Source organism: Amycolatopsis sp. NPDC051102, from assembly GCF_040682815.1.
GTDB lineage: Bacteria > Actinomycetota > Actinomycetes > Mycobacteriales > Pseudonocardiaceae > Amycolatopsis.
Genome location: NZ_JBFBBT010000003.1, coordinates 761,830 through 782,933, shown reverse-complemented (window position 1 = coordinate 782,933; position 21,104 = coordinate 761,830). Strand labels below are relative to the sequence as shown.

20 protein-coding genes are annotated in these 21,104 nt (G+C 71.0%); 11 read left to right on the top strand and 9 right to left on the bottom strand.

The features are described 5' to 3' along the window. The first annotated feature begins 31 nt into the window (after window positions 1–31). From AB0M93_RS14245 to AB0M93_RS14210, 8 genes are read left to right on the top strand one after another with little or no spacing between them, the layout of a single operon-like run. A complete protein-coding gene (locus AB0M93_RS14245; RefSeq protein ID WP_364272746.1) occupies window positions 32–1,330 on the top strand; it encodes an amino acid deaminase in 1,299 nt (432 codons plus the stop codon). Beyond that, window positions 1,330–2,925, top strand: a complete 1,596-nt coding sequence (locus tag AB0M93_RS14240) for a D-aminoacylase (RefSeq protein WP_364272743.1) — start codon at window positions 1,330–1,332, stop codon at window positions 2,923–2,925. The genes AB0M93_RS14245 and AB0M93_RS14240 overlap by 1 nt, the downstream gene beginning before the upstream one ends. Then, a complete protein-coding gene (locus AB0M93_RS14235; protein ID WP_364272741.1) occupies window positions 2,922–4,310 on the top strand; it encodes a gluconate:H+ symporter in 1,389 nt (462 codons plus the stop codon). Before AB0M93_RS14240 ends, AB0M93_RS14235 begins: the two co-directional genes overlap by 4 nt. A 48-nt stretch (window positions 4,311–4,358) precedes the next feature. Continuing rightward, window positions 4,359–5,489 carry a lactonase family protein gene (locus AB0M93_RS14230; protein ID WP_364272738.1) on the top strand — a complete coding sequence of 377 codons (1,131 nt, stop codon included), beginning with the start codon at window positions 4,359–4,361 and terminating at the stop codon, window positions 5,487–5,489. Window positions 5,490–5,549: 60 nt separating this feature from the next. Further along, window positions 5,550–6,833 (top strand): extracellular solute-binding protein, encoded by a 1,284-nt coding sequence (locus AB0M93_RS14225; RefSeq protein WP_364272735.1) that lies wholly within the window; start codon window positions 5,550–5,552, stop codon window positions 6,831–6,833. Then, window positions 6,833–7,771 (top strand): sugar ABC transporter permease, encoded by a 939-nt coding sequence (locus AB0M93_RS14220; protein ID WP_364272732.1) that lies wholly within the window; start codon window positions 6,833–6,835, stop codon window positions 7,769–7,771. The genes AB0M93_RS14225 and AB0M93_RS14220 overlap by 1 nt, the downstream gene beginning before the upstream one ends. Continuing rightward, entirely contained in the window at window positions 7,762–8,610 is an 849-nt protein-coding gene (locus AB0M93_RS14215; RefSeq protein ID WP_364272729.1) for a carbohydrate ABC transporter permease, read from the top strand. The genes AB0M93_RS14220 and AB0M93_RS14215 overlap by 10 nt, the downstream gene beginning before the upstream one ends. A gap of 1 nt (window position 8,611) precedes the next feature. Then, window positions 8,612–9,979: a beta-N-acetylhexosaminidase gene (locus tag AB0M93_RS14210; RefSeq protein ID WP_364272726.1), complete on the top strand. Its 1,368-nt coding sequence runs from the start codon at window positions 8,612–8,614 to the stop codon at window positions 9,977–9,979. A gap of 4 nt (window positions 9,980–9,983) precedes the next feature. On the opposite strand, the gene AB0M93_RS14205 is transcribed toward AB0M93_RS14210, so the two are convergent. From AB0M93_RS14205 to AB0M93_RS14190, 4 genes are all read right to left on the bottom strand, one after another. Continuing rightward, complete coding sequence (locus AB0M93_RS14205) at window positions 9,984–10,229, bottom strand: hypothetical protein (protein WP_364272913.1); 246 nt, start codon at window positions 10,227–10,229, stop codon at window positions 9,984–9,986. Between the two features lie 14 nt (window positions 10,230–10,243). Next, the gene (locus tag AB0M93_RS14200; RefSeq protein ID WP_364272723.1) at window positions 10,244–11,992 is read right to left on the bottom strand and encodes a M64 family metallopeptidase; all 1,749 of its coding nucleotides are present in this window, start codon (window positions 11,990–11,992) and stop codon (window positions 10,244–10,246) included. 94 nt (window positions 11,993–12,086) lie between these two features. Then, entirely contained in the window at window positions 12,087–12,755 is a 669-nt protein-coding gene (locus AB0M93_RS14195) for a response regulator (RefSeq protein ID WP_364272720.1), read from the bottom strand. Beyond that, window positions 12,752–14,392, bottom strand: a complete 1,641-nt coding sequence (locus AB0M93_RS14190; protein ID WP_364272717.1) for a sensor histidine kinase — start codon at window positions 14,390–14,392, stop codon at window positions 12,752–12,754. The genes AB0M93_RS14195 and AB0M93_RS14190 overlap by 4 nt, the downstream gene beginning before the upstream one ends. Window positions 14,393–14,481: 89 nt before the next feature. Here AB0M93_RS14190 and AB0M93_RS14185 point away from each other — a divergent pair, with 89 nt between their 5' ends. After that, window positions 14,482–15,825 carry a cation:dicarboxylase symporter family transporter gene (locus tag AB0M93_RS14185; protein ID WP_364272714.1) on the top strand — a complete coding sequence of 448 codons (1,344 nt, stop codon included), beginning with the start codon at window positions 14,482–14,484 and terminating at the stop codon, window positions 15,823–15,825. A 98-nt stretch (window positions 15,826–15,923) separates the two neighbouring features. Here AB0M93_RS14185 and AB0M93_RS14180 read toward each other — a convergent pair whose 3' ends face one another. Beyond that, window positions 15,924–16,325, bottom strand: a complete 402-nt coding sequence (locus AB0M93_RS14180) for a helix-turn-helix domain-containing protein (protein ID WP_364272711.1) — start codon at window positions 16,323–16,325, stop codon at window positions 15,924–15,926. Between the two features lie 103 nt (window positions 16,326–16,428). On the opposite strand from AB0M93_RS14180, the gene AB0M93_RS14175 reads away from it, so the two are divergent. After that, on the top strand, window positions 16,429–17,850 hold the full coding sequence (locus tag AB0M93_RS14175) for an MFS transporter (protein WP_364272708.1): 1,422 nt from the start codon (window positions 16,429–16,431) through the stop codon (window positions 17,848–17,850). A gap of 81 nt (window positions 17,851–17,931) precedes the next feature. Here AB0M93_RS14175 and AB0M93_RS14170 read toward each other — a convergent pair whose 3' ends face one another. The 4 genes from AB0M93_RS14170 to AB0M93_RS14155 form a co-directional block, all read right to left on the bottom strand. Beyond that, the gene (locus AB0M93_RS14170) at window positions 17,932–18,420 is read right to left on the bottom strand and encodes an SRPBCC family protein (protein WP_364272705.1); all 489 of its coding nucleotides are present in this window, start codon (window positions 18,418–18,420) and stop codon (window positions 17,932–17,934) included. A gap of 5 nt (window positions 18,421–18,425) precedes the next feature. Continuing rightward, on the bottom strand, window positions 18,426–19,142 hold the full coding sequence (locus AB0M93_RS14165; protein WP_364272702.1) for a zf-HC2 domain-containing protein: 717 nt from the start codon (window positions 19,140–19,142) through the stop codon (window positions 18,426–18,428). Continuing rightward, entirely contained in the window at window positions 19,139–19,690 is a 552-nt protein-coding gene (locus AB0M93_RS14160; protein ID WP_026469270.1) for a sigma-70 family RNA polymerase sigma factor, read from the bottom strand. Before AB0M93_RS14160 ends, AB0M93_RS14165 begins: the two co-directional genes overlap by 4 nt. Window positions 19,691–19,836: 146 nt before the next feature. Continuing rightward, window positions 19,837–20,343 carry a hypothetical protein gene (locus tag AB0M93_RS14155; RefSeq protein ID WP_364272699.1) on the bottom strand — a complete coding sequence of 169 codons (507 nt, stop codon included), beginning with the start codon at window positions 20,341–20,343 and terminating at the stop codon, window positions 19,837–19,839. Window positions 20,344–20,567: 224 nt separating this feature from the next. Between AB0M93_RS14155 and AB0M93_RS14150 the strand changes: the two genes are divergently transcribed. After that, on the top strand, window positions 20,568–21,104 hold the full coding sequence (locus AB0M93_RS14150) for a fibronectin type III domain-containing protein (RefSeq protein ID WP_364272697.1): 537 nt from the start codon (window positions 20,568–20,570) through the stop codon (window positions 21,102–21,104).

Here is a 21,104-nt window from a genome sequence, read left to right as displayed (position 1 = left end):
GTTGCAACATACGCAACAGAGGTCGCCGCCGATGAACGACTGCACCATGAACACCGCCGCGCTCGAAGCGCTCCGCCAGGAGCGGATCGACTGGCGCTTCCGCTCGGCCGCCCCCGCCCTCACCGGCCTCACCCTGGAAGAGGCCGCGGACCGCCGGCTGAACCTGTTCACCGACGGGTTCTTCGCACCCTTCGTCGTCCTGGACGAAGAGGCGCTGGAACACAACCTGCGGACGATGGCCGCGTGGTGCGCCGCCCGCGGCGTCGTGCTGGCCCCGCACGGCAAGACGACCATGGCACCACAGCTGTTCGCCCGCCAGATCGAGCACGGCGCGTGGGGCGTGACCTGCGCGAACGCCGGTCACCTTCGCATCTACCGCGCCTTCGGGGTGTCCCGGATCCTGCTGGCCAACCAGCTGCTCGACCCGGCGGGTCTGCGCTGGCTGGCCGCCGAGCTGGCGGCCGACCCGGGCTTCGAGTTCTTCTGCTGGGTCGACTCGGTCCGCGGCGTCGAGCTGATGACCGCGGCCCTCGAAGGCGCCCAGCGCCCGGTGGACGTCCTGGTCGAGCTGGGTGCCGACGGCGGGCGCACCGGCGTCCGCGACACCGCGACCGCGCTGGCCGTCGCCGAAGCGGTCCACGCGAGCCCGGTGCTGCGGCTGCGCGGCACCGGCGGTTACGAAGGCGCGCTGTCCCACGGCACCGACGAAGCCGCGCTGCACAAGATCAGCTCCTATGTGGACGGCCTGCGCGACCTCGCGATCTCGTTCGCGGACAAGGGACTGCTCGCCGGGCAGATCGTCGTCACCGCCGGCGGCAGCGCGTACTTCGACCAGGTCGCGAACGAGCTGACGAAGCCGCGGCCGGACGGTCTCGACGTGCTGCCGGTGCTGCGCAGCGGCGCCTACGTCACCCACGACGACGGCTTCTACCGCGAGATCTCCCCGCTGGGCGACCACCCGCGCATCGACGGCGTCGACTCCTTCCGGCCCGCGCTCCGGGCGTGGGCGCAGGTGACGTCGAAGCCGTCGGACGAGCTGGCGCTGCTCACCATCGGCAAGCGCGACGCCTCCTTCGACGAGGGCATGCCCGAGCCGCAGCTGCGCCGGACGCCGGGCGGTCCCGCCGAGCCCCTCGACGGCCACGTCGTCACGAAGCTGAACGACCAGCACGCGTTCCTGGCGCTGCCGCCGGGGTCCCCGGTCGAGGTCGGCGACTGGATCGGGCTCGGGCTGTCCCACCCGTGCACCGTGTTCGACAAGTGGCCGCTGCTGCCGGTGACCGCGGCCGACGGCGAGACCGTCGTCGATTACGTCCGGACGTGGTTCTGATGGACGTCGTCGTCAGGAACGCGCTGGTCGCCGACGGCACCGGCGAGCCGCTCGCCCGCCACGACGTCGGCATCGACGGCGGGAAGATCGCCGACGTCGCCGAGGCGGGATCGCTGACCGGTGGCCGGACGATCGACGCCGGCGACCTGGTGCTCGCGCCCGGGTTCATCGACATGCACTCGCACTCCGACCTGCAGCTGCTGGCCAATCCGGACCACCCGGCCAAGATCACCCAGGGCGTCACGACCGAGGTGCTCGGCCAGGACGGATTGTCCTACGCGCCCGTCGACGACGTCGTGCTCGAAGCGCTGCGGCAGCAGCTCGCGGGCTGGAACGACGATCCGCCGGGGTTCGACTGGAACTGGCGCTCGGTCGGCGAGTACCTCGACCGCCTCGACCAGGGCATCGCGGTCAACGCTGCCTACCTCGTGCCGCAGGGCACGGTCCGGATGCTCGCCGTCGGCTGGGACGACCGGCCGGCGACGGCCACCGAGCTGACCCGGATGAAGGAACTGGTCGCCACCGGCCTGGCCGAGGGCGCGATGGGGATGTCGTCCGGCCTCACCTACACGCCGGGGATGTACGCGGAGACGAGCGAGCTGGTCGAGCTGTGCCGGGTCGTCGGCGAGCTCGGCGGCTTCTACAGCCCGCACCACCGCAGCTACGGCAAGGGCGCGCTGGCGGCGTTCGCCGAAATGATCGAGGTGAGCAGGCAGTCCGGCTGCCCGCTGCACCTGGCCCACGCGACGATGAACTTCTCGGTCAACAAGGGCAAGGTGCCCGACCTGCTGCGGCTGCTGGACGACGCCCTCGACGACGGCTGCGACATTTCCCTGGACACCTACCCGTACCTGCCGGGCGCGACCTACCTTTCGGCACTGCTGCCCAGCTGGGCCACCGAAGGCGGTCTCGACGCCACCCTGGCCCGCTTGTCCGATGTGGACGAACGCGAGCGGATCCGCGCCGCGATCGAAGAGTCCGGTTCGGACGGTGCACACGGCGTCCCGATCGACTGGGACGCCATCGAAATCAACGGCGTCCGCCACGAGCACAACGCCCACCTCGTCGGGCACAGCGTCGCCGCGTCGGCCGTCAAGCAAGGCACGGAACCGGCGAAGCTGTACTTCGACACCCTCCTCGACGAACGGCTCGGGACGTCGTGCTTGATGCACGTCGGGCACGAGGAAAACGTCCAGGCGATCATGCGGCACCGGACGCACACCGGCGGCAGCGACGGGCTGCTCGTCGGCGCGCGGCCGCACCCACGCGCGTGGGGCACGTTCCCCCGTTACCTGGCCCGGTACGTCCGCGAACTGGGCGTGCTGGACCTGGTTGAGTGCGTCGCCCACCTGACCGGGCGGGCCGCGCGGCGGCTGCAGCTGACAGACCGCGGCCTGGTCCGCGCCGGGTACGCCGCCGACCTCGTGCTGTTCGACCCCGAAACGATCACCGACACCGCCACCTTCGACGATCCCCGGCAGCCCGCCGCCGGGATCACCCACGTCTTCGTCAACGGCGTCGCCGCCCTCGACGACGGCCGTCCCACCGGCGCCCTCGCCGGACACTCCCTGCGCAACCCCCGGAGAGCCCGATGATCCACTGGCTGCAACACACCACGGGCGGGCTGCTCACGCTCGCCGCCGTCTCGATCGCCGTCCTGCTGGTGCTGATCATCAAGCTGAAGCTGGAACCCTTCATCGCGCTGATCGTCGTCGGCCTGCTGACGGCGCTGGCCGCGGGCCTGCCGGTCGGCACCATCGTCGGCTCGGCCCAGAAGGCGTCGGACTCCCTGCTGGAGAAGGGCTTCGGCAGCATCCTCGGGCACATCACGGCGATCATCGGCCTGGGCACGATCCTCGGGTCGATCCTGGAACGCTCGGGCGGCGCGAAGGTGCTCACCGGGGCGCTGCTGCGGTCGTTCGGCGAGAAGCGGGCGCCGCTGGCCATGGGCGTCGCCGGGTTCATCTTCGGCATCCCCGTGTTCTTCGACATCGGCATCTTCGTGCTGGCGCCGCTCGTCTACGTCGCCGCGAAGCAGGGCGGCAAGTCGCTGGTGCTGTACGCGATGCCGCTGCTGGCCGGCCTGTCGATCACGCACGCCTTCCTGCCGCCGCACCCGGGCCCGGTGGCCGCGGCCGGGCTGCTGCACGTCGAGCTCGGCTGGATCATCTTGATGGGCCTGGCCTGCGGTATTCCCGCCTTCCTCATCGGCGGCGTGCTCTACTCGACGTGGATCGGCAAGCGGATCGTCGTCGACGTGCCCGAGGACATGGTCTTCGCCGAGGAAGAGGGCGAGCGCGAGGACAACCCGCCGTCGCTGGGGCTGGTCGCCGCGATCATCGCGGTGCCGCTGGTGCTGATCCTGGCCGGCACGTTCGGCAGCATCTGGCTGCCGAAGGGCTCCGCGCTCGCCGGCGTCGCCGCGTTCATCGGCACCCCAGCGGTCGCGCTGACCGTCGCCGTCCTGCTCGCGTCCTGGCTGCTCGGACTGCGGCGGGGGTTCACCGGAAAGGACCTCAACGAGCTGGCCGCGAAGTCGCTGCGGCCGGTGGCGATGATCCTGCTGGTCGTCGGCGCGGGCGCGTTCTTCGGCGCGGTGCTCTCGGCGACCGGGATCGGCAAGGCCGTCGCCGACTCGCTGCACGACGCCGGGCTGCCGGTGCTGCTCGCGGCCTACGTCATCAGCTGCGGCATGCGGATCGCGCAGGGTTCGGCGACCGTCGCCATCGTGACCACGAGCGGGATCATCGCGCCGACCGTGGCGCAGCTGGGGTACACGCAGATCCAGCTGGCGCTGCTGGTGATGGCGATCTCGGCCGGGTCGATCATCGCCTCGCACGTCAACGACGGCGGGTTCTGGATCGTTTCGCGGTACTTCAACCTCACCGTGCCGCAGACACTCAAGTCCTGGACCGCGCTGGAAACCGTGCTTTCCCTTTCCGGATTCGGGGTTTCGGCATTGCTCATGGCCGTGGTCTAGACCATACTGGAGTCCGTCACCGCCGAAACCCGTTGGGAGACAAAGACGATGACCGGACTCACCCGTCGCACGTTCCTCGGCGCTGCTGCCGGTGCGGGCGCCGCCACCGTTCTCGGCAGTCAGGTCGCCGGCGCGGCCACCACGGAGAAGGGCTGCTTCACCGGAGGAACCGTGTACATCGGCAGCTACACCAGCGGGGCGACCGGGCACGGCCTCGACGTCACGAGCCGGTCCGGCGCCGCGCTGAGCCCCGTCCGCACGGTGCCGGGCATCACCGACACGTCGTGGTTCGACCGCAGCGCCGACGGCAAGACGCTGTACGTCACCAACGAAGGTGACCCGGACGGGTACGTCTCGGCGCTGAACATCGCCGAGCCCGCGAAACCGAAACTGCTGAACAAGGTTTCGTCGAAGGGCGGCGCGCCGACGCACCTTTCGGTGCATTCGAGCGGGAAGTACGTGCTCGCCGCGAACTACAGCTCGGGCAGCGTGGTCGTGCTGCCGATCCGGCCGGGCGGCAAGCTCGGCGCCGCCACCGACCTGGTCACGCACCACGCCGACACCGGGCAGGCGCACGCCCACCAGGTCGTCAACGACCCGGCCGGCCGCTGGGTGCTGTCGGTCGACCTCGGCGCCGACTCGGTGTACGTCTACTCCCTCGACGTCGGCACCGGGAAGCTCTCGCTGCACCAGCAGCTGAAGCTGCCCGCCGGGGCCGGTCCGCGGCACCTCGCGTTCGACCGCACCGGGCAGTTCGCCTACATCCTGCAGGAACTGCGGCCGGAGGTGACGGTGGCGAGCTGGGACTCGGCCACCGGGACACTGAAAGCGCTCTCTGTCGTCCCGGCCGTGCCCGCCGGGAGCACCGGCGAGCTGTACCCGGGCGAAATCATCCTGTCGAGGGACGGGAAGTTCGCCTACGCCACCGTTCGCGGCCCCGACACGCTGGCCACCTTCGCCGTTTCCGGCGCCACGCTGACGCTGGTGTCCACCGTGCCGACCGGCGGGAACTGGCCGCGGCACGTGGCCCTCGACCCGTCCGAAAGCTGGTTCTACGTCTCGAACCAGCGCTCGGGCACCGTCACCTGGCTGCCACGGGACCCGGCCACCGGCCTGCCGGGCGCGCCCGCCGGCCAGCTCGCCGTCGGCAGCGTCAACTCCGTCTACTTCGCCTCGTGAGTGGTAACGCGAGTTAGAACTCGCCTCACCACTCACGACGGCATCCCCGGGAGGTTCACCATGAGACTGCGCCGCACCCTGCCCGTCGTCGCCGGCCTGGCCCTGCTGGCCGGCTGCGCGCCCACCCAGTCCGCGCCCGCGGGCGGCGGCGGGGACGACAAGACCGGCACCGTCCGCGTCTGGCTGTTCGACGAAGCCAACCGCGCGCCGAAGGAGGCCGCGGTCAAGGAGGCGATCACCGAGTTCAAAGCCGCGCACCAAGGCGTCGAGGTCGACGTCCAGTGGGTGCCGGTCGAGGGCCGCGCCGACAAGTTCTCCGGCGCCTTCAACGACCCCGCCAACGCCCCCGACGTCGCCGAATTCGGCAACACCGACGTCTCCAGCTACGCCGCGACCGGCGCGCTCGCCGACCTGACCGGCGACCTGGCGGCGTGGCCGGAGGGCAAGGACCTCATCCCGACCGTGCTGGACACGGCGAAGTCCGGCGGCAAGACCTACGGCGTGCCCTGGTACACCGGCATCCGCGCGTTGTACTACCGCACGGACGTCTTCACCGAGCTGGGCCTGAAGCCACCGGCGACGCTCGCCGAGCTGACCGACACCGCGCGCCGGATCCGCGCCGCCAAGCCGGACCTCTACGGCATCGCCGTCGGCGGCAAGTACACCTACGCGATGCTGCCGTTCCTCTGGGCCAACGGCGGCGAGCTGGCCAAGGACGACGGCGGCAAGTGGAAGCCGGCCGTGACGGAGGACAAGGCCAAGGCGGGCGTGACGCAGTACGCGAGCCTGCTCGAGGACGACATCTGCCCGCCGGCCCAGTGCGCGAACCTGACCGGCACGCAGAGCGTCACGGCGTTCGCGGGCGGCAAGGCCGGGATGACGATCGGCGGCGACTTCAACCGCAAGGCCGTCGAGCAGGGCACCGTGAAGGGCAAGTACGCCGTGGTGCCGCTGCCCGGCTCCGCCCCGAACACCATCGCGCCCGCTTTCGCGGGCGGCAACCTCCTGGGCGTGTTCCAGGCGAGCAAGCACCGCAGCCTCGCGCTGGACTTCGTCGAGCTGCTCGGCGGCGCGAAGTACCAGGAGAAGATGTACACCGCGATGGGCAATCTGCCGACGCTGAGCGGCGTGCAGCAGAAGCTCGCGGCGAACGACCCGTTCCTCAAGCCGTTCGTCGACACGCTCAAGTCCGGCACCAAGTTCGTCCCGGCGACGCCGGCGTGGTCGAAGATCGACAGCCAGAACGTGCTGCCGACGGCCGTGCAGCAGATCGCGACCGGCGGGAAGGACCCGTCGGCGGCCTTGGCCGACGCGGCCGCCGCGATGGACAAGGCCTTCGGGTAGTGGTCGCCCAGCAGATCCGGCCCGTCGCCGCGGCCCCGAAGGCGCGGCGGCGGGACGGCCGGGCCGCCGCGCTCTACCTCGCCCCGGCGGGGATCCTGCTCGTCGCGCTCCTGGCCTACCCGATCTACCAGCTCGTCCTGATCTCGTTCTACGACTACGGCCAGCCGCAGGCGGCGGGCAACGCGCCCCTGGTGTTCCTCGGCTTCGCGAACTACGCCGACCTGCTGTCCCAGGCGCAGTTCTGGACCGTGCTGGGCAAGACGGTCGGGTTCGCCGCGGCCTGCGTCGCCGGTTCGCTGATCGTCGGCACCGGGCTGGCCGTGCTGGCTTCGCGGGTGCGCTCGCTCCCTCGTACGCTGCTGTTCCTGGCCGCGCTGGGTGCGTGGTCGACGCCGGCGATCGCGGGCTCCTACGTCTGGCTGTTCCTCTTCGACACCGACTTCGGGCTGGTCAACGAGGTGCTGACCGGGCTCGGGCTGCCATTCGAGCACCACTCCTGGACGTTCGGCACGCTCGGCGCGTTCGGGCTGGTCGCGGCCGAGGTCGTCTGGTGCTCGTTCCCGTTCGTGCTGGTCACGATGTACGCCGGGATCAAGGGCGTGCCGGACGAAGTCCTCGAGGCGGCGTCGCTCGACGGCGCGTCGGCGTGGCGCACGACGTGGACGATCGTGCTGCCGATGGTGCGGCCGCTGCTGATGATCGCGACCGTCCAGTCGATCATCTGGGACTTCAAGGTGTTCACCCAGATCTACGTGATGACCAACGGCGGCGGCGTGGCCGGGCGCAACCTCGTCCTCAACGTCTACGCCTACCAGCAGGCCTTCGCCGGGCAGGAGTACGGCCTCGGCTCGGCGATCGGAGTCGTGATGACGCTGTTGCTGCTGTCGGTGACGGGGCTGTACGTCCGGACGCAGCGCCGGAGCGCGGCATGGCTGTGAAACGTCCCGGCCGGCTGATCGCCGAAGTCGTCACCGTCGTGCTCGCCGGGCTGATCGCGTTCCCGCTGTACTGGATGCTGCTGTCGGCGGTGAAGCCGCCGGGCGAGATCCAGTCGGCGAACCCGAAGCCGTGGACGTTCAGCCCGTCGTTCGACAGCTTCTCGCGCGTGCTCACGGTGTCGGGCTTCGGGCGGTTCTTCGTCAACAGCCTGCTCGTGGCGCTGGTCGTCGTGGTGCTGTCGCTGCTGCTGTCGTTCCTCTCGGCGGTGGCTTTGACGCGGTTTTCCTTCAAGGGCCGGACCGTGCTGCTGGTGATGACGCTGGTCGCCCAGATGGTGCCGGTGGAGGCGCTGACCATCCCGCTGTTCTTCCTGATGCGCCAGATCGGCGGCGTGGTGCCGGCGTTCGGGCTGAACGAACTGGGCTCGCTGGTGCTGGTGCACCTGGCGTTCAGCCTGCCGTTCGCGATCTGGATGCTGCGCGGGTTCGTCGCGGCGGTGCCGGTGGAACTCGAAGAGGCGGCCAAGCTCGACGGCGCGTCGCGGATGCGGTTCACCTGGCAGATCCTGTTCCCGCTGGTGGCACCCGGGCTGGTCGCGGTCAGCGTGCTCGCGTTCATCCACGCCTGGAACGACTTCCTGTTCGCCAAGACGTTCATCATCTCCAAGACCGAGAACCAGACGCTGCCGCAGGCGATCCTGGTGTTCTTCAAGCCGGAGGACACCGACTGGGGCGCGGTGATGGCGTCCTCGACCCTGATGACGATCCCGGTGCTGGTGTTCTTCGTCCTCGTCCAACGACGGCTGGTGTCCGGCATGGCCGGCGCCGTGAAGGGCTGACATGGCTTTCGACACCCTGCTCCCCCGACCGGTTTCGGTGACGCCCGCGCCGGGGACGTGCCCGTGGCCGTCCGCTGTGGACGTCCGGCCCGCCGATCTGCCGCCGGAGGGCTACCGGCTCTCGATTTCCCCCGACGGCGTCGTCCTGTCGTGTGGTGACGCGGCCGGGGAGTGCTACGGGCGGGAGACGCTGCGGCAGCTTGCGGGGCCGTCGGCGTTCCGCGCGGCCGGGTTCGCGCCGGAGTCGCTGCCGTGCGGGGTCGTCGAGGACCACCCGCGGTTCGGCTGGCGCGGCTGCCTGCTCGACGTCGCCCGGCACTTCCGGACCAAGGCGGAGGTGCTGCGGTTCGTCGACCTGCTGGCCGCGCACAAGCTGAACGTGCTGAACCTGCACCTCACCGACGACCAGGGCTGGCGGTTCGAGGTCCCCGAGTTCCCGCGGCTGACGTCGGTGGGCGGCTGGCGGCCGTCGTCGATGGTGGGCAGCGGAGGTACCCAGGACGGCCGGCCGCACGGCGGGTTCTACACCGGCGACGACCTGCGCGAGATCGTCGCTTACGCCGCCTCGCGGGCGATCACGGTCGTCCCGGAGATCGACATCCCGGGCCACGCGCGGGCCGCACTGGCGGCCTATCCGTCCCTGGGGACCGCTGCGTCCTACGACGTCTGGACTTCGTGGGGGATCAGCACTTCACTGCTTTCACCGACATCGTCCACTTTGGACTTCTTCCGCCGGGTGTTCGACCACCTGCTGGAGATCTTCCCGTCCCCGGTGATCGCCCTGGGCGGCGACGAAACACCGGGCGCAACCGACGAACACCGCGCGTTCGTCCGGCAGCTGGCCTCGCACCTGGTGGCGCGCGGCCGGACGCCGATGGGCTGGGACGAGGTCCTCGACATCCCGGACCTGCCCCCGATGGTGATCGGCTCGTGGCGCAACGAGCAGGCAGGCATCGAGGCGGCCGCGGCCGGGCACGACGTCGTGATGTGCCCGGAGCAGCACGTGTACCTGGACCACCGCCAGTCCGCCCACCCCGACGAACCGATCCCGGTCGGCGAGATCCACACGCTGGAGGACGTGTACGCGTACGAGCCGGCCCTGACCGGCCCGCGGCTGCGAGGGGTCCAGGCGCAGGTGTGGAGCGAGCACCTGGACAGCGTCCGGCGGGTGGACTACATGGCGTTCCCTCGGCTGTCGGCGTTCGCGGAGGTGGCGTGGAGCAGCGGACCGCGGAACTACGCGGAGTTCCTGCCGCGGTTGCGCGACCACCACCTGCCGCGGCTGGACGCGCTGGGCGTGGAGTACCGGCCGCTGGACGGGCCGCTCCCCTGGCAGACCCGGCCGGGCGTGCCGGGCCGGCCGCGCTAGCGGCTCAGAGCCGATATTCCGGCAGCACCCAATTCGAGAACATATCGGTCACGGCGGCGACAGCGTCCTCGTCGTCGTCGCGGCCCTCGGCGCGCAAGAAGAGCATCGTGTCGAGGAGCTCTTGGTACAGGTCCTCGCGTTTCACTCCGCGCTCGAGCTGCTCGACGAGCAGCGGCCTGATCTCGGGGACGCTCAGCCCGGCTTCCACCGAAGCCAGCAGCCGGGCGCGAAACCCATCGCCATCCGTCATCTGCACGGCCCCTTCTACGGCAACAGTGTCACCGTAACGGACCGCGTCGGGCCGACGTTGCCGGCCGCGTCGATCGAGCGGTACTCGATGCGGTGCGTTCCGTAGCCCGGCTTCCGGTCCGCGAACGGCGATACCGTCAGCCCGCCCGAACCCAGGTTCCCGTACGCCAGGCCGTCGATCTCGGTGCCGCGCGGGGTGAACACGTACGGCGCCGCCGGGTCCGTCGGCCAGCCGTAGTACTTGTGCCAGCCGTCGCCGTCGACGCGGAACTCCGGCAAGCCGTCGGACGGCGTCAGGCGCATGGTGAACGACCCGTGGTACGCGGTGCCCGGCGGCAGTTCCACCGCCGTCGTCGGGCCGGTCGCGTCCACCGTCCACGTCAGCGTCGTGCCGCCGGTCGTCGCCGTGAGCGTGTGCGTGCCGCGGGTCTCCGCGAGGGCGAAGTCGGGGCCGGTTCCGGCGAACCGGCCGTCGAGCGCCCAGGAGACCCGCGGGACCGACCCCGTCGGCTCCCCGGTTTGGACATAGACGACGTCGTGCCCGCCGACCGGCTGTGACACCGGCGTCGACGCCACCACCGCCGGTCCGCTCGCGGGCGGCGTGACCACCGAAGTGTCGACGGTCCAAGTGCGGGTCGCCGTCGGGCGGACCGCCGGGTCGCGGACGAACGGCGTCGGGTCGGTCACCGTCGCCGTCAGCGTGTGGCGGCCGGGCTTCATGTCCGCCTGGCGCAGGTCGAGCGCCTCCCTTCCGGGGAGGGTGACGCCGTCGAGCGCCCACCGGACGTCCAGCCGGTGATCGACCGGGTGCATCGGGCGCAGCCACACGACCCGGTCCGCGCCGATCGTCCCGGCGGGCGTGCCGCCGGCGACGAGCGGCACCTTCGCCGAGATCCGCTGCGTCATCCGCTCGCGGCCGACCTGGTCGTACGCGTAGCCGAGGGTCTTCATCATCGAGTGCGCGCTCGGCCGCCACACGCCCGTCTGGGTGTACAGCCCGCCTTCGAAGCGGCCGACGGTGCCACCGGCCTCGCTCGGCTCACCCAGCCAGCGCCACCACTTCGCGTGCTGGGCACGCATCTGCTGTTCGGTCAGCAGGGTGTGGTGGATCGAGTCCGGCTCGCCGCCCTCGTACGCGCCGCCCGGGACGTTGCGGGCGTAGTAGTCGTACTCGTCGTCGAGGCCGCCGAGCGAGTGGCCCAGTTCGTGCGGCGAGATCAGCGCGGACAGGGCGTTCCCGCCGGACGCCGTCGCGTACGCGCCACCCGCGCCGCCGTAGGTGCTGCTGTTGCCCAGGGCCAGGATCTGCCGGTTCGCCGACGTGGTGCCCGGCACGAGATCGGCGTACCGCTGCGCGGCCGCGTCGTCGACGGTCAGCAGCCGCTGCACGCTCTGCGGGTTGCAGCCACCCCAGAAACCCATGTCCAGCGGGGTGTCCCGGCGCGGCGAGCCGAGCGCGGGGTCACAGTCCACACCGGACTCCGGCGAGGCGATCGACACGGCGTAGACGTTGAAGTAGCTGCGGTAGGACTTGAACGGCTCGAGCGACCACAGGGTGCTCACGTGCCGCTCGACGTCGGCGAGGAACTTCGGCCGCTCGGCGGCGGTGTAGCCGTCCCCGAGGACGACGAGGTTGAACCGCTGCGCGACCGGCCCGGTGACCTGGACCTCGGTCACGGTCCCCACCGGCTCGCCGGCGTACGCGGGAACGGCGATCCCGAGCGACAGCACGAGCGCCGCGACGAACCCGGCCCACTTCCGCATGGCGGCCCTCCCCCTGGTCGGTGATCTTCCCGGTGTACCGCACGCGACGCCGCGCCGGAACCGCCAGAAGTCGGACGTGCGAGGGTATAGATCGTTATACGCGGGTCAGCCGGTACCAGACCTCCGGCCGGCCCACCTGCCCGTAGCGCGGTTCGCGGTGGGCCATGCCGTTGTCCGCCAGGTACTCCAGGTACCGCCGCGCCGTGACGCGGGACGCGCCGATCGCGTTCGCCGCCGCGCCCGCCGAAAGTCCTTCCGTTGCGCCGGAAAGGGCGTCGGTGATCGATTCCAGTGTCTGGACGCTCATTCCCTTCGGGAGCGGTGGCTGCTCGGTCGTGCGCAGCGCGCCGAGGGCGCGGTCGATCTCCGCCTGGCCGGTGACTTCGCCGGAGGCGTCGCGGAATTCGGCGTAGCGTTCGAGTTTCTCGCGCAGGGTGGCGAAGGTGAACGGTTTGAGCAGGTACTGCACCACGCCGACCGACACTGCCGCCTTGACCAGGCCGAGGTCGCGGGCCGACGTCACCGCGATGACGTCGATCGGCAGGCCGGCCGCGCGCAGTGAGCGGCAGACCGCCAGGCCGTGCGTGTCCGGCAGGTAGAAGTCCAGCAGCACCAGGTCGACCGGCTCGCGTTCGCAGAACCGCAGGGCGTCGCCGCCGGAGTGGACGACCCCTGCCACCGAGAAGCCCGGCAGCCGTTCCACGTACACGCGGTGCGCTTCGGCGGCCACCGGCTCGTCCTCCACCACCAGCACCCGGATCACCGGTCCGCCTCCTGCCGCGGCAGCCGCACGGTGAACACCGCGCCCCCGTCCCGGCCGACGTCGACCGTGCCGCCGTAGCGGCGCACCGCCTGCCCGACGAGCGCGAGGCCGAGGCCGTGGCCGTCTTCGGCCTTCGTCGACCAGCCGCGGCGGAACACGTCGGCGCCCTCGGGCACGCCGGGTCCGGTGTCGGCGACGCGCAGCAGCAGCCCGTCGTCGTCGGTGCGGGCGGTGACGACGACCGCCGGCTTGCCGCCGCCGCGCACCGCCGCGTCGAGGCCGTTGTCGATCAGGTTGCCGAGGATCGTCACCAGGTCCCGGGCCTCGATCCCGAGCGAGACGTCGTCGATCACGGTGTCCGGGGTGACCGTCAGCTCGACCCCGCGTTCGCTCGCCTCGGCGGCCTTGCCCAGCAGCAGCGCGGCGAGCACGGGCTCGGCGACGGCGCCGACGACCCGGTCGGTCAATTCCTGCGCCAGCGCGAGCTCGGCGGTGGCGAACTCGACGGCCTGCTCGGGTTTGCCGATCTCCACCAGGGAAACGACCGTGTGCAGCCGGTTCGCGGCCTCGTGCGCCTGCGACCGCAGCGCTTCGGCGAGACCGCGCGCGGTGGTCAGTTCCCCGGTGAGGGTCTGCAGTTCGGTGTGGTCGCGCAGGACGACGACCGTGCCCTGCGCGCGGCCGCCCGAGCGGACGGCGGACGTGCTGACGAGCAGCACGCGGGCGTCCGTCAGGTGCAGTTCTTCGGCCCGGTTCTCCGCCGACGTGAACGCTTCGGCGAGCCCGTCCGGCAGGCCCAGGGAAGCCAGGTCGCGCCCGACCGGATCGGCGCCGAGACCGAGGAGCGCGCGGGCGCCGTCGTTGCAGAGGCCGATCCGCCCGTCGCGGCCGACGAGCAGCACGCCTTCGCGCACCGAGTGCAGCACGGCTTCGTGGTACTCGAAGAGGTTGCTCAGCTCGTCCGGCGCGACGCCCCGGGTCTGGCGGCGCAGCCGGGCGCTGATCAGCCAGCCGCCCAGCGCCCCGACCAGCAGCACCGCGCCGGCGACGCCGAACAGCGGCCACAGCCGTTCGCGCAGCTCGGCCGAGATCGCCGCCACCTTGATCCCGACCGCGACGAGCGCGACCACGCGGTGGCTCGCGTCGAACACCGGCACGACCGTGCGCACCGACGGGCCGAGCGAGCCGGTGTAGGTCTCGGTGAGCTCCCCGCCCTGCTGCGCCTCGCCGATGTTCCCGAGGTAGTGCTGCCCGATCAGCGCCGGAGTCGGGTGGGTGTACCGGATCCCGGCCGGGCTCATGATCGTGATGAAGTCGACGTGGGTGTGGTCCTGCACGCGCAGCGCGTACGGCTGGAGCGCCGCGCTCGGGTTCGGCGTCCCCACCGCCGAGACGACGCTGGGCGCGTCGGCGACGGTCAAGGCGACCGTGCGGACCTGGTCGCGCGCGTTCTCGCCCACCGCCCGCTGCGCGTCGAGGTAGGCGAACGTGATCCCGGCCCCGGCCAGCACGCAGAGCACCACCAGCTGCAGCACCAGCAGCTGGCGCGCCAGGCTCCAATGGGACCGCAACGTCGGGGGCACCTCCTCATACCAGCACACGCACGCGCCGGTGTCCGAACGGGACGGTGCGATCATCACACGAACTCAATGAACACAAGTGAGCCGGATCACCGAACTCCGCCTACAGTGTGCCGCAACCTGGACACCCCTAGCTGGAGGCAACGGTGCCTACACCGACCCCCGACGCGGCGCCGCGCCGTCGCGACAAGACCCACTACCTGTACCTGGCCGTGATCGTCGCGGTCCTGCTCGGGATCCTGGTGGGCTTTCTCTTCCCCGGTTTCGCCAAGGGCCTCAAGCCGCTGGGCGACGGGTTCGTCAACCTGATCAAGATGATGATCTCGCCGATCATCTTCTGCACCATCGTGATCGGTGTCGGCTCGGTCGCCAAGGCGGCGAAGGTCGGCAAGGTCGGCATCATGGCGCTGGTCTACTTCATCGTGATGTCGACGTTCGCGCTCGCCATCGGCCTGGTCGTCGGCAACCTCCTGCACCCGGGCGAGGGGTTGCACCTCAACCCCGCCGACGTGAAGAGCGTCCAGAAGTCCGCCACCGGTTCCGAAGGCCCGGTCGACTTCCTGCTCCACATCATCCCGAAGACGTTCGTCTCGGCCTTCACCGAGGGCCAGGTCCTGCAGACGCTGCTCGTAGCGCTGCTCGTCGGGTTCGCGCTGCAGAAGCTGGGCCCGAAGGGCGCGCCGATCCTGCGCGGCGTCGAGCACATCCAGCGCCTGGTGTTCCGCGTCCTGGCGATGATCATGTGGGCCGCGCCGATCGGCGCGTTCGGCGCGATCGCCGCCGTGGTCGGCGCGACCGGCTGGGCCGCGCTCAAGAGCCTCGCCGTGATCATGATCGGCTTCTACGTGACCTGCCTGGTGTTCGTGTTCGTCGTCCTGGGCCTGGTGCTGTGGCTCGGCGCCCGGGTGAACATCTGGCACCTGCTGCGCTACCTCGGCCGCGAGTTCCTGCTGATCCTGTCGACGTCGTCGTCGGAATCGGCGCTGCCGCGGCTGATCGCGAAGATGGAGCACCTCGGCGTCGGCAAGTCGGTCGTCGGCATCACCGTGCCCACCGGGTATTCGTTCAACCTGGACGGCACGGCGATCTACCTGACCATGGCGACGCTGTTCATCGCCGCGGCGCAGGACGAGCCGCTGTCGCTCGGCGCGCAGATCGGCCTGCTCGTGTTCATGATCATCGCGTCGAAGGGCGCGGCCGGCGTCAGCGGCTCCGGCATCGCGACCCTGGCCAGCGGCCTGCAGTCGCACCGGCCGGAACTGGTCAACGGCGTCGGCTTCATCCTCGGCATCGACCGGTTCATGTCCGAGGCCCGCGCGCTGACCAACTTCGCCGGCAACGCCGTCGCGACCGTCCTCATCGGAAACTGGACGAAGGAGTTCGACCGCGAACAGGCGCAACGCGTGTTCGCCGGGAACGCCCCGTTCGACGAGGCCACCCTGATCGACGAAGAGCGGGAGCCCGAACCCGAAGTGGTCACCGCGAAGTGACCGCCTGAACGTTCGTGCTCACTGCCCCCGCTGAGCACGAACCACCGCGGGCCGCGGTGCGAGACCCCCGACCTCGCACCGCGGCCCGTTCCACGTCTTCAGCCGGCGGCCTGGCCGTCGTAGGCGAGGCGCGCGGCGGCGATCTCGTCGCGGTGCCGCTCGGCCCAGCCGAGCAGGCCGTTCAGCGACTGGTACAGCTCCTTCGCCATCGCCGTGGCCTCGTACTCCACACGCGGCGGGACGGTCGGGTAGATCGTGCGGACCAGGAGGCCGTCCCGCTCGAGGTTGCGCAGGGTCAGCGTCAGCATCCGGCGGCTGATGCCCTCGACCGCGCGCTCCAGCTGGGTGAACCGCACCGGGCCGCGGATGGCCTCCAGCAGGATGCCGATCGCCCACTTGCCGCTGATCCGGTTGATCACCTCCAGCACCGTGCAGACGTCGAGTTTCTCCGGGTCGATCTCGGTGACCTGGACAGGTACACCGATGTTCCCCTGGGACATGGAAGTGCCTCCTTACGCGGGCACTCATAGTCACACATGATGGGCACTGTTACAAGAAGTGCCCTGGCGACGACCAGGGGAATCTCGACTGGAGGGGCCTGACATGGCCGAGAACCACCCCATCCGCTCCCGCGGCCTCGCGCTGGCGGTGCTGTGCGCCGCCTCGCTGATGGTCGTGCTGGACAGCAGCATCGTCGCGGTGGCGCTGCCCGCCATCCAGACCGACCTCGGCTTCACCCCCGCCGGGCTCGCCTGGGTCGTGACGGCGTACTTGGTCGCCTTCGGCGGCCTGCTCCTGATCTCCGGCCGGCTCGGCGACCTCGTCGGCCGCCGCCGCGTCTTCCTCGGCGGGCTGAGCCTGTTCACGCTGGCCTCGCTGGTCGCGGGCCTGGCCTCCGACGCGGGTGTGCTGGTCGTGGCGCGGTTCGCGCAGGGGGTCGGCGGCGCGCTCGCGTCGGCCGTGGTGCTGGGGATGATCGTCACGATGTACCCCGAGCCGCGGGCCCGGGCGAAGGCGATCGGCGTCTACAGCTTCACGCAGGCGGCGGGCGCGTCGATCGGGCTCATCGCCGGTGGCGCGCTGACGCAGGCGCTGAACTGGCACTGGACGTTCTACGTCAACCTGCCGATCGGCGTGGCGGCGCTGCTGCTGGCCGTGCGGGTGGTCGCGCCGGACCGCGGGACGGGCCTGCGGGCGGGTCTGGACGTCGTCGGCGCGCTGCTGGTCACCGCGGCCGTGATGCTGGGCGTGTACGGCATTTCGGCGTCGGCGTGGAGCGCGCTGGCCGCGGCCGCCGTCCTGCTCGCGGCGTTCGCGGTGCGGCAGGCGAAGGCGCGCACGCCGCTGCTGCCGCTGCGGCTGTTCCGGATCCGCGCGGTGACCGGCGCCAACGTGGTGATGGTGCTGATGGTGGCCGGGATGCTCGGCTTCCAGTTCGTCACGGCGTTGTACCTGCAGCAGGTGCTGGGCCTGGACGCGCTGGGCACCGGCGTCGCGTTCCTGCCGGTGCCGGTGGTGATCGCGGTGGCGTCGCTCGGCTTCGCGGACAAGCTCGCGACGCGGTTCGGGCCGCGGACGGTGCTGCTGTCCGGTCTCGGGCTGGTGATCGTGGGCCTGGTGCTGCTCACCCGGGTGTCGGGGTCCTACTTCGCCGACGTCCTGCCGGCGCTGCTGCTGATGGGCCTCGGCGCCGGCGCGGCCATCCCGGCCCTGATGGGCCTGGCGATGGCGGACGTGGCGGACGCGGACGCCGGGGTGGCGTCGGGGTTGATCAACACGACCCAGCAGGCCGGGGCGGCGGTGGGCACGGCGGTCCTGGCCGCGGCGGCCGCCTCCCGCACGGCGAGCCTGAGCGGAGTGGACCACCGCGAGGCCCTGGCCGCCGGGTTCCGGCTGGCCTACGGGGTGAGCGCGGGCTTCCTGATCGCGGCGGTCCTCCTGGGCGGGCTGGTGCTGGGCCGCCGCACCCGGCAGGCCGCCGTTCCGGTCCCGGAGCCGGAGCTGTGCACCGCCGATCCCGCGTGACGGAACGGTCGACACGCGTGATCCCAAGGTCGACACGCGTGATTGAGGGGACGACACGGCCCCTGTCGGCGTGTCGTCCTCTCAATCACGCGAGTCGGCTTTCTGATCACGCGTGTCGGCGTTCCGGTCACGCAGGTAGGCCGAAAGCCCACGGTGGCCCCGCCGCATCATCAGCGCGTGGTTCGCGCGGAACAGCGGCCGGGCCACCGTGTCGAAGCGCCGCAGCAACTCCTTGCGGGCCTGGACGTCCTGGGTGATCTCCAGCAGTGTGCCCGCGCCCGCCGCGCGGACCGCACCGGCCAGTACCCCGTCGAGGTCGCCGCTGAGCCTGACCCGCATCAGGCCCGTGCGCTCGTCCTGGTGGTCCCGGTGCATCCGGACGGTGATCCGGAACGGCAGCCGGGACCGGCAAACCAGCTCGGCGGTGTCGTCGTCCACGCGGCGCACCGCACGGACGTCCGACCACCACCGCGGGTAGCCGGCGAGGTCGGTGACCACGCCGAACACCCGCTCGGGCACGGTTCCGGGCAGCAGCCACGTGCTGCGGAACCGGTAGCGCGCACCCGTCATGCTCGTCAAACCTGGGCCGAGACCAGCTTCCGGCCGTCCACCGTGACGATGTCGACCGACTTCACGTCGTCCGGGGCGACCAGCGCCGACCCGTCGAGGTTGAAGCCCTGGTTCTCCCATTTCTCCGACACCTGCCAGCTGCCCGCGGTCACCGCTTGACCTTCCTTGGTGACCACCTGGAGCAGGCACTTCTCGCCGGCGTGGACGCCCTTCACGTTGACGTTCACCCGGACCCAGCCCTGGAACGGGCTCACCGACGCCGCCAGTTGCACGCCGGTGGTCGGATCGCGCCCTTCGGCGCTCTTCGTACCGGGAACATCGGTCGGCGGCGCGGGGATCGCGAGGGGCTCGCCGCCCCCGCCGGTCTGCCTGCCCACCAGGATCCCGCCGCCGAGGGCCGCGACCACCAGCACCGCCGCGGCGACCAGGGCCAGGCCCCGGCGTCCGCCCGAGCGGGCCGGAGCGACGCGCGTTTCCTCGTCGCGCACCCGGCGCAGGGTCTTCTGCAGCAGCAGGTCCCCGCCCTCGGGCGGCCCGTCGAGGAACGCCTCGGGCGGTACCTCGTCGAGCGAGTCGCGCAGGGCCACGAGCTCGTTCAGGTCGAACCGGCACTGCGCGCAGGTCTGCAGGTGCCGCCGTTCGAAGTCGGCCGCCTCCGCGGGATCGAGCGCGCCGAGGGCGTACGCGCCGAGCTGCGTGTGACTCTCGTCCACCGAGTTCATCGCGCCACCTCCGTTCCGCTCGAAATCATCGCTGCTCTGAGTGCTCGTAGTGCGTAGTAAGACCTTGATTTCACGGTACCCGGTGCGACGCCCAGTGTTCTCGCCGCTTCGGCCACCGTCCGTCCCCGGTAGTAGATCTCCACCAGGACCTCTCGATGCTCGTTGGACAGCCCGTCCATCGCACCGAGCACGGTCATCGAATCGACCACCCCCTGGGCGTGGTCGCGCTCGACGGCCGGGGTCGGCACGCCTTCGGCCGGTTCGGCCACCTCCTGTGGCCGGGCCGCCCGGGCCCGTGCCCGGTCGGTGACCAGGTTGCGCGCGACGGTCAGCAACCAGCCGCGCACCGAGCCTTTTCCGTCGTTCTGCAAGTCGTCCGCGTGTTTCCACGCACGGACGAGCGTCTCCTGGACCACGTCCTCGGCTGCCGCCCGATCACCGGTCAGCCTCGTCGCGTAGGCCAGCAGGCTTCGCCCGTGTTCGGCGTACAGCTGCCGAATCAGGTCTTCGCCTTTGGCCTTCTTAGGCCGCCTGCCTCCTATGGCCACCCTCGTCCTCCCGACGGTGTTCTGAGTCGGCGAGGACAGTACTGCAACCCTCAGCTCCACCGGCGGTGCGTGCGCCGAGCGCAGCGCGACCATGGTGTTCATCGGCTGCCCGTCCTTCCTCGTTCTGCCCGGAAAACCGTCGTCTGTCAGGACCCGGCGCCGCCGGCCGCCTTGCCGGCCGCAGTGATCTTGCTGCCGTCCGGCGCGATGGCGAACCACGTGCCGTTCGCGCCCTGGCCGTTCATGTCGCCCGCGGCCTTGTCGCCCGCGTACTCGTACAGCGGCCAGCCGTTGAGCGTGATCTGCTTGGTGCCGTCCTTGCGGGTCGCGGTGCCCACCTGGGTGTCCTGGATGCCCTTGAGCATCGGCGTGGCCACCCCGGCCAGCATCGGCAGCCAGGATTTCGTGCAATCGCCTTCGCAGTTGGACGTCGGCGGCGAGGAGACGTCCTTGTCGAACCGGTAGAGCGTCTTGCCGTCGGCGTCGGTGACCACCGCGCCGACGCCGTTGACCGTGCCCACCTGGAGCATCTTGTGCCCCGGCTCGCCGTGCTGCGGCCCTTGGGCGCCGTCGGCCATGTCACCACAGGCGGACAACGAGGCGACGGCGACGAGCGCCAGCGCGCTGACGACCACCGGCCGGATACGGTTCATGACGTTCTCTCCTCGGTGAGGGCGGCACCGCCGTCCGGCGGACCTCGACACCTCACAACACGGCCACCGCCGCAAAACGGTTCAGCCGGTTTCGCGCGATTCGGTGCCGGTTCCGGGCCGGATTGGTGTGTCCCGCTGATCGGCACGATCTTGTCGCCGTGCGGGCGGGTTTCCTAAGCTGATCACGTCCGCACCGCCGCCCCCGCTCGTACCGGGAGGCCGCTGTGCCCGTGAAGTCCCTCGTCCTGGTCGCGCTGCTGGCCGTGGGCTGTTCCGCCGCCGCGCCGACCTTCACGGCGACCCTCACCACGCCCACGGACGTCGTGCTCAGCTGGCCGGACGACGGCGACGGCCACCGGCTCGAGTACGCGAACGGCCCGGCCGGGCCGTGGACGACGCTGCGGTTCCTGCCCGCCCACACGACGAGCTACCACCACCCGGACCTGATCCCGGAGACGCCGTTCTACTACCGCGTGCAGCCCTACACCGGCCCGGTCTCGACGGAGCTGCACGCGGTGACCTCGGGCGGCACGGTGACGTTCACCTGGGCCGACCGCTCGCCCGACGAGGCCGGGTTCCTCCTGGAGATCCGCCGTCCGGGCGCGCCGGACTACGACCCGGTCGAGGTGACCGACCCGGACGTGACGACCTGCGCGCTCTCGCTGCTGCCCGGTGAGGAGAAGTCGGCCTACCGGCTCCGGACACTGCACTACGGCCCGCTCTCCCCGGTGGTCCACCAGACCACCGGGAAGGAGCGGTAG

What these genes read in the sequence shown, in the direction of transcription:
- AB0M93_RS14245 (WP_364272746.1), top strand. Translation starts at nt 32, where the DNA reads ATGAACGACTGCACCATGAACACCGCCGCGCTCGAAGCGCTCCGCCAG.
- AB0M93_RS14240 (WP_364272743.1), top strand. Translation starts at nt 1,330, where the DNA reads ATGGACGTCGTCGTCAGGAACGCGCTGGTCGCCGACGGCACCGGCGAG.
- AB0M93_RS14235 (WP_364272741.1), top strand. Translation starts at nt 2,922, where the DNA reads ATGATCCACTGGCTGCAACACACCACGGGCGGGCTGCTCACGCTCGCC.
- AB0M93_RS14230 (WP_364272738.1), top strand. Translation starts at nt 4,359, where the DNA reads ATGACCGGACTCACCCGTCGCACGTTCCTCGGCGCTGCTGCCGGTGCG.
- AB0M93_RS14225 (WP_364272735.1), top strand. Translation starts at nt 5,550, where the DNA reads ATGAGACTGCGCCGCACCCTGCCCGTCGTCGCCGGCCTGGCCCTGCTG.
- AB0M93_RS14215 (WP_364272729.1), top strand. Translation starts at nt 7,762, where the DNA reads ATGGCTGTGAAACGTCCCGGCCGGCTGATCGCCGAAGTCGTCACCGTC.
- AB0M93_RS14210 (WP_364272726.1), top strand. Translation starts at nt 8,612, where the DNA reads ATGGCTTTCGACACCCTGCTCCCCCGACCGGTTTCGGTGACGCCCGCG.
- AB0M93_RS14205 (WP_364272913.1), bottom strand. Translation starts at nt 10,229, where the DNA reads ATGACGGATGGCGATGGGTTTCGCGCCCGGCTGCTGGCTTCGGTGGAA.
- AB0M93_RS14200 (WP_364272723.1), bottom strand. Translation starts at nt 11,992, where the DNA reads ATGCGGAAGTGGGCCGGGTTCGTCGCGGCGCTCGTGCTGTCGCTCGGG.
- AB0M93_RS14190 (WP_364272717.1), bottom strand. Translation starts at nt 14,392, where the DNA reads ATGATCGCACCGTCCCGTTCGGACACCGGCGCGTGCGTGTGCTGGTAT.
- AB0M93_RS14180 (WP_364272711.1), bottom strand. Translation starts at nt 16,325, where the DNA reads ATGTCCCAGGGGAACATCGGTGTACCTGTCCAGGTCACCGAGATCGAC.
- AB0M93_RS14175 (WP_364272708.1), top strand. Translation starts at nt 16,429, where the DNA reads ATGGCCGAGAACCACCCCATCCGCTCCCGCGGCCTCGCGCTGGCGGTG.
- AB0M93_RS14170 (WP_364272705.1), bottom strand. Translation starts at nt 18,420, where the DNA reads ATGACGGGTGCGCGCTACCGGTTCCGCAGCACGTGGCTGCTGCCCGGA.
- AB0M93_RS14165 (WP_364272702.1), bottom strand. Translation starts at nt 19,142, where the DNA reads ATGAACTCGGTGGACGAGAGTCACACGCAGCTCGGCGCGTACGCCCTC.
- AB0M93_RS14155 (WP_364272699.1), bottom strand. Translation starts at nt 20,343, where the DNA reads ATGAACCGTATCCGGCCGGTGGTCGTCAGCGCGCTGGCGCTCGTCGCC.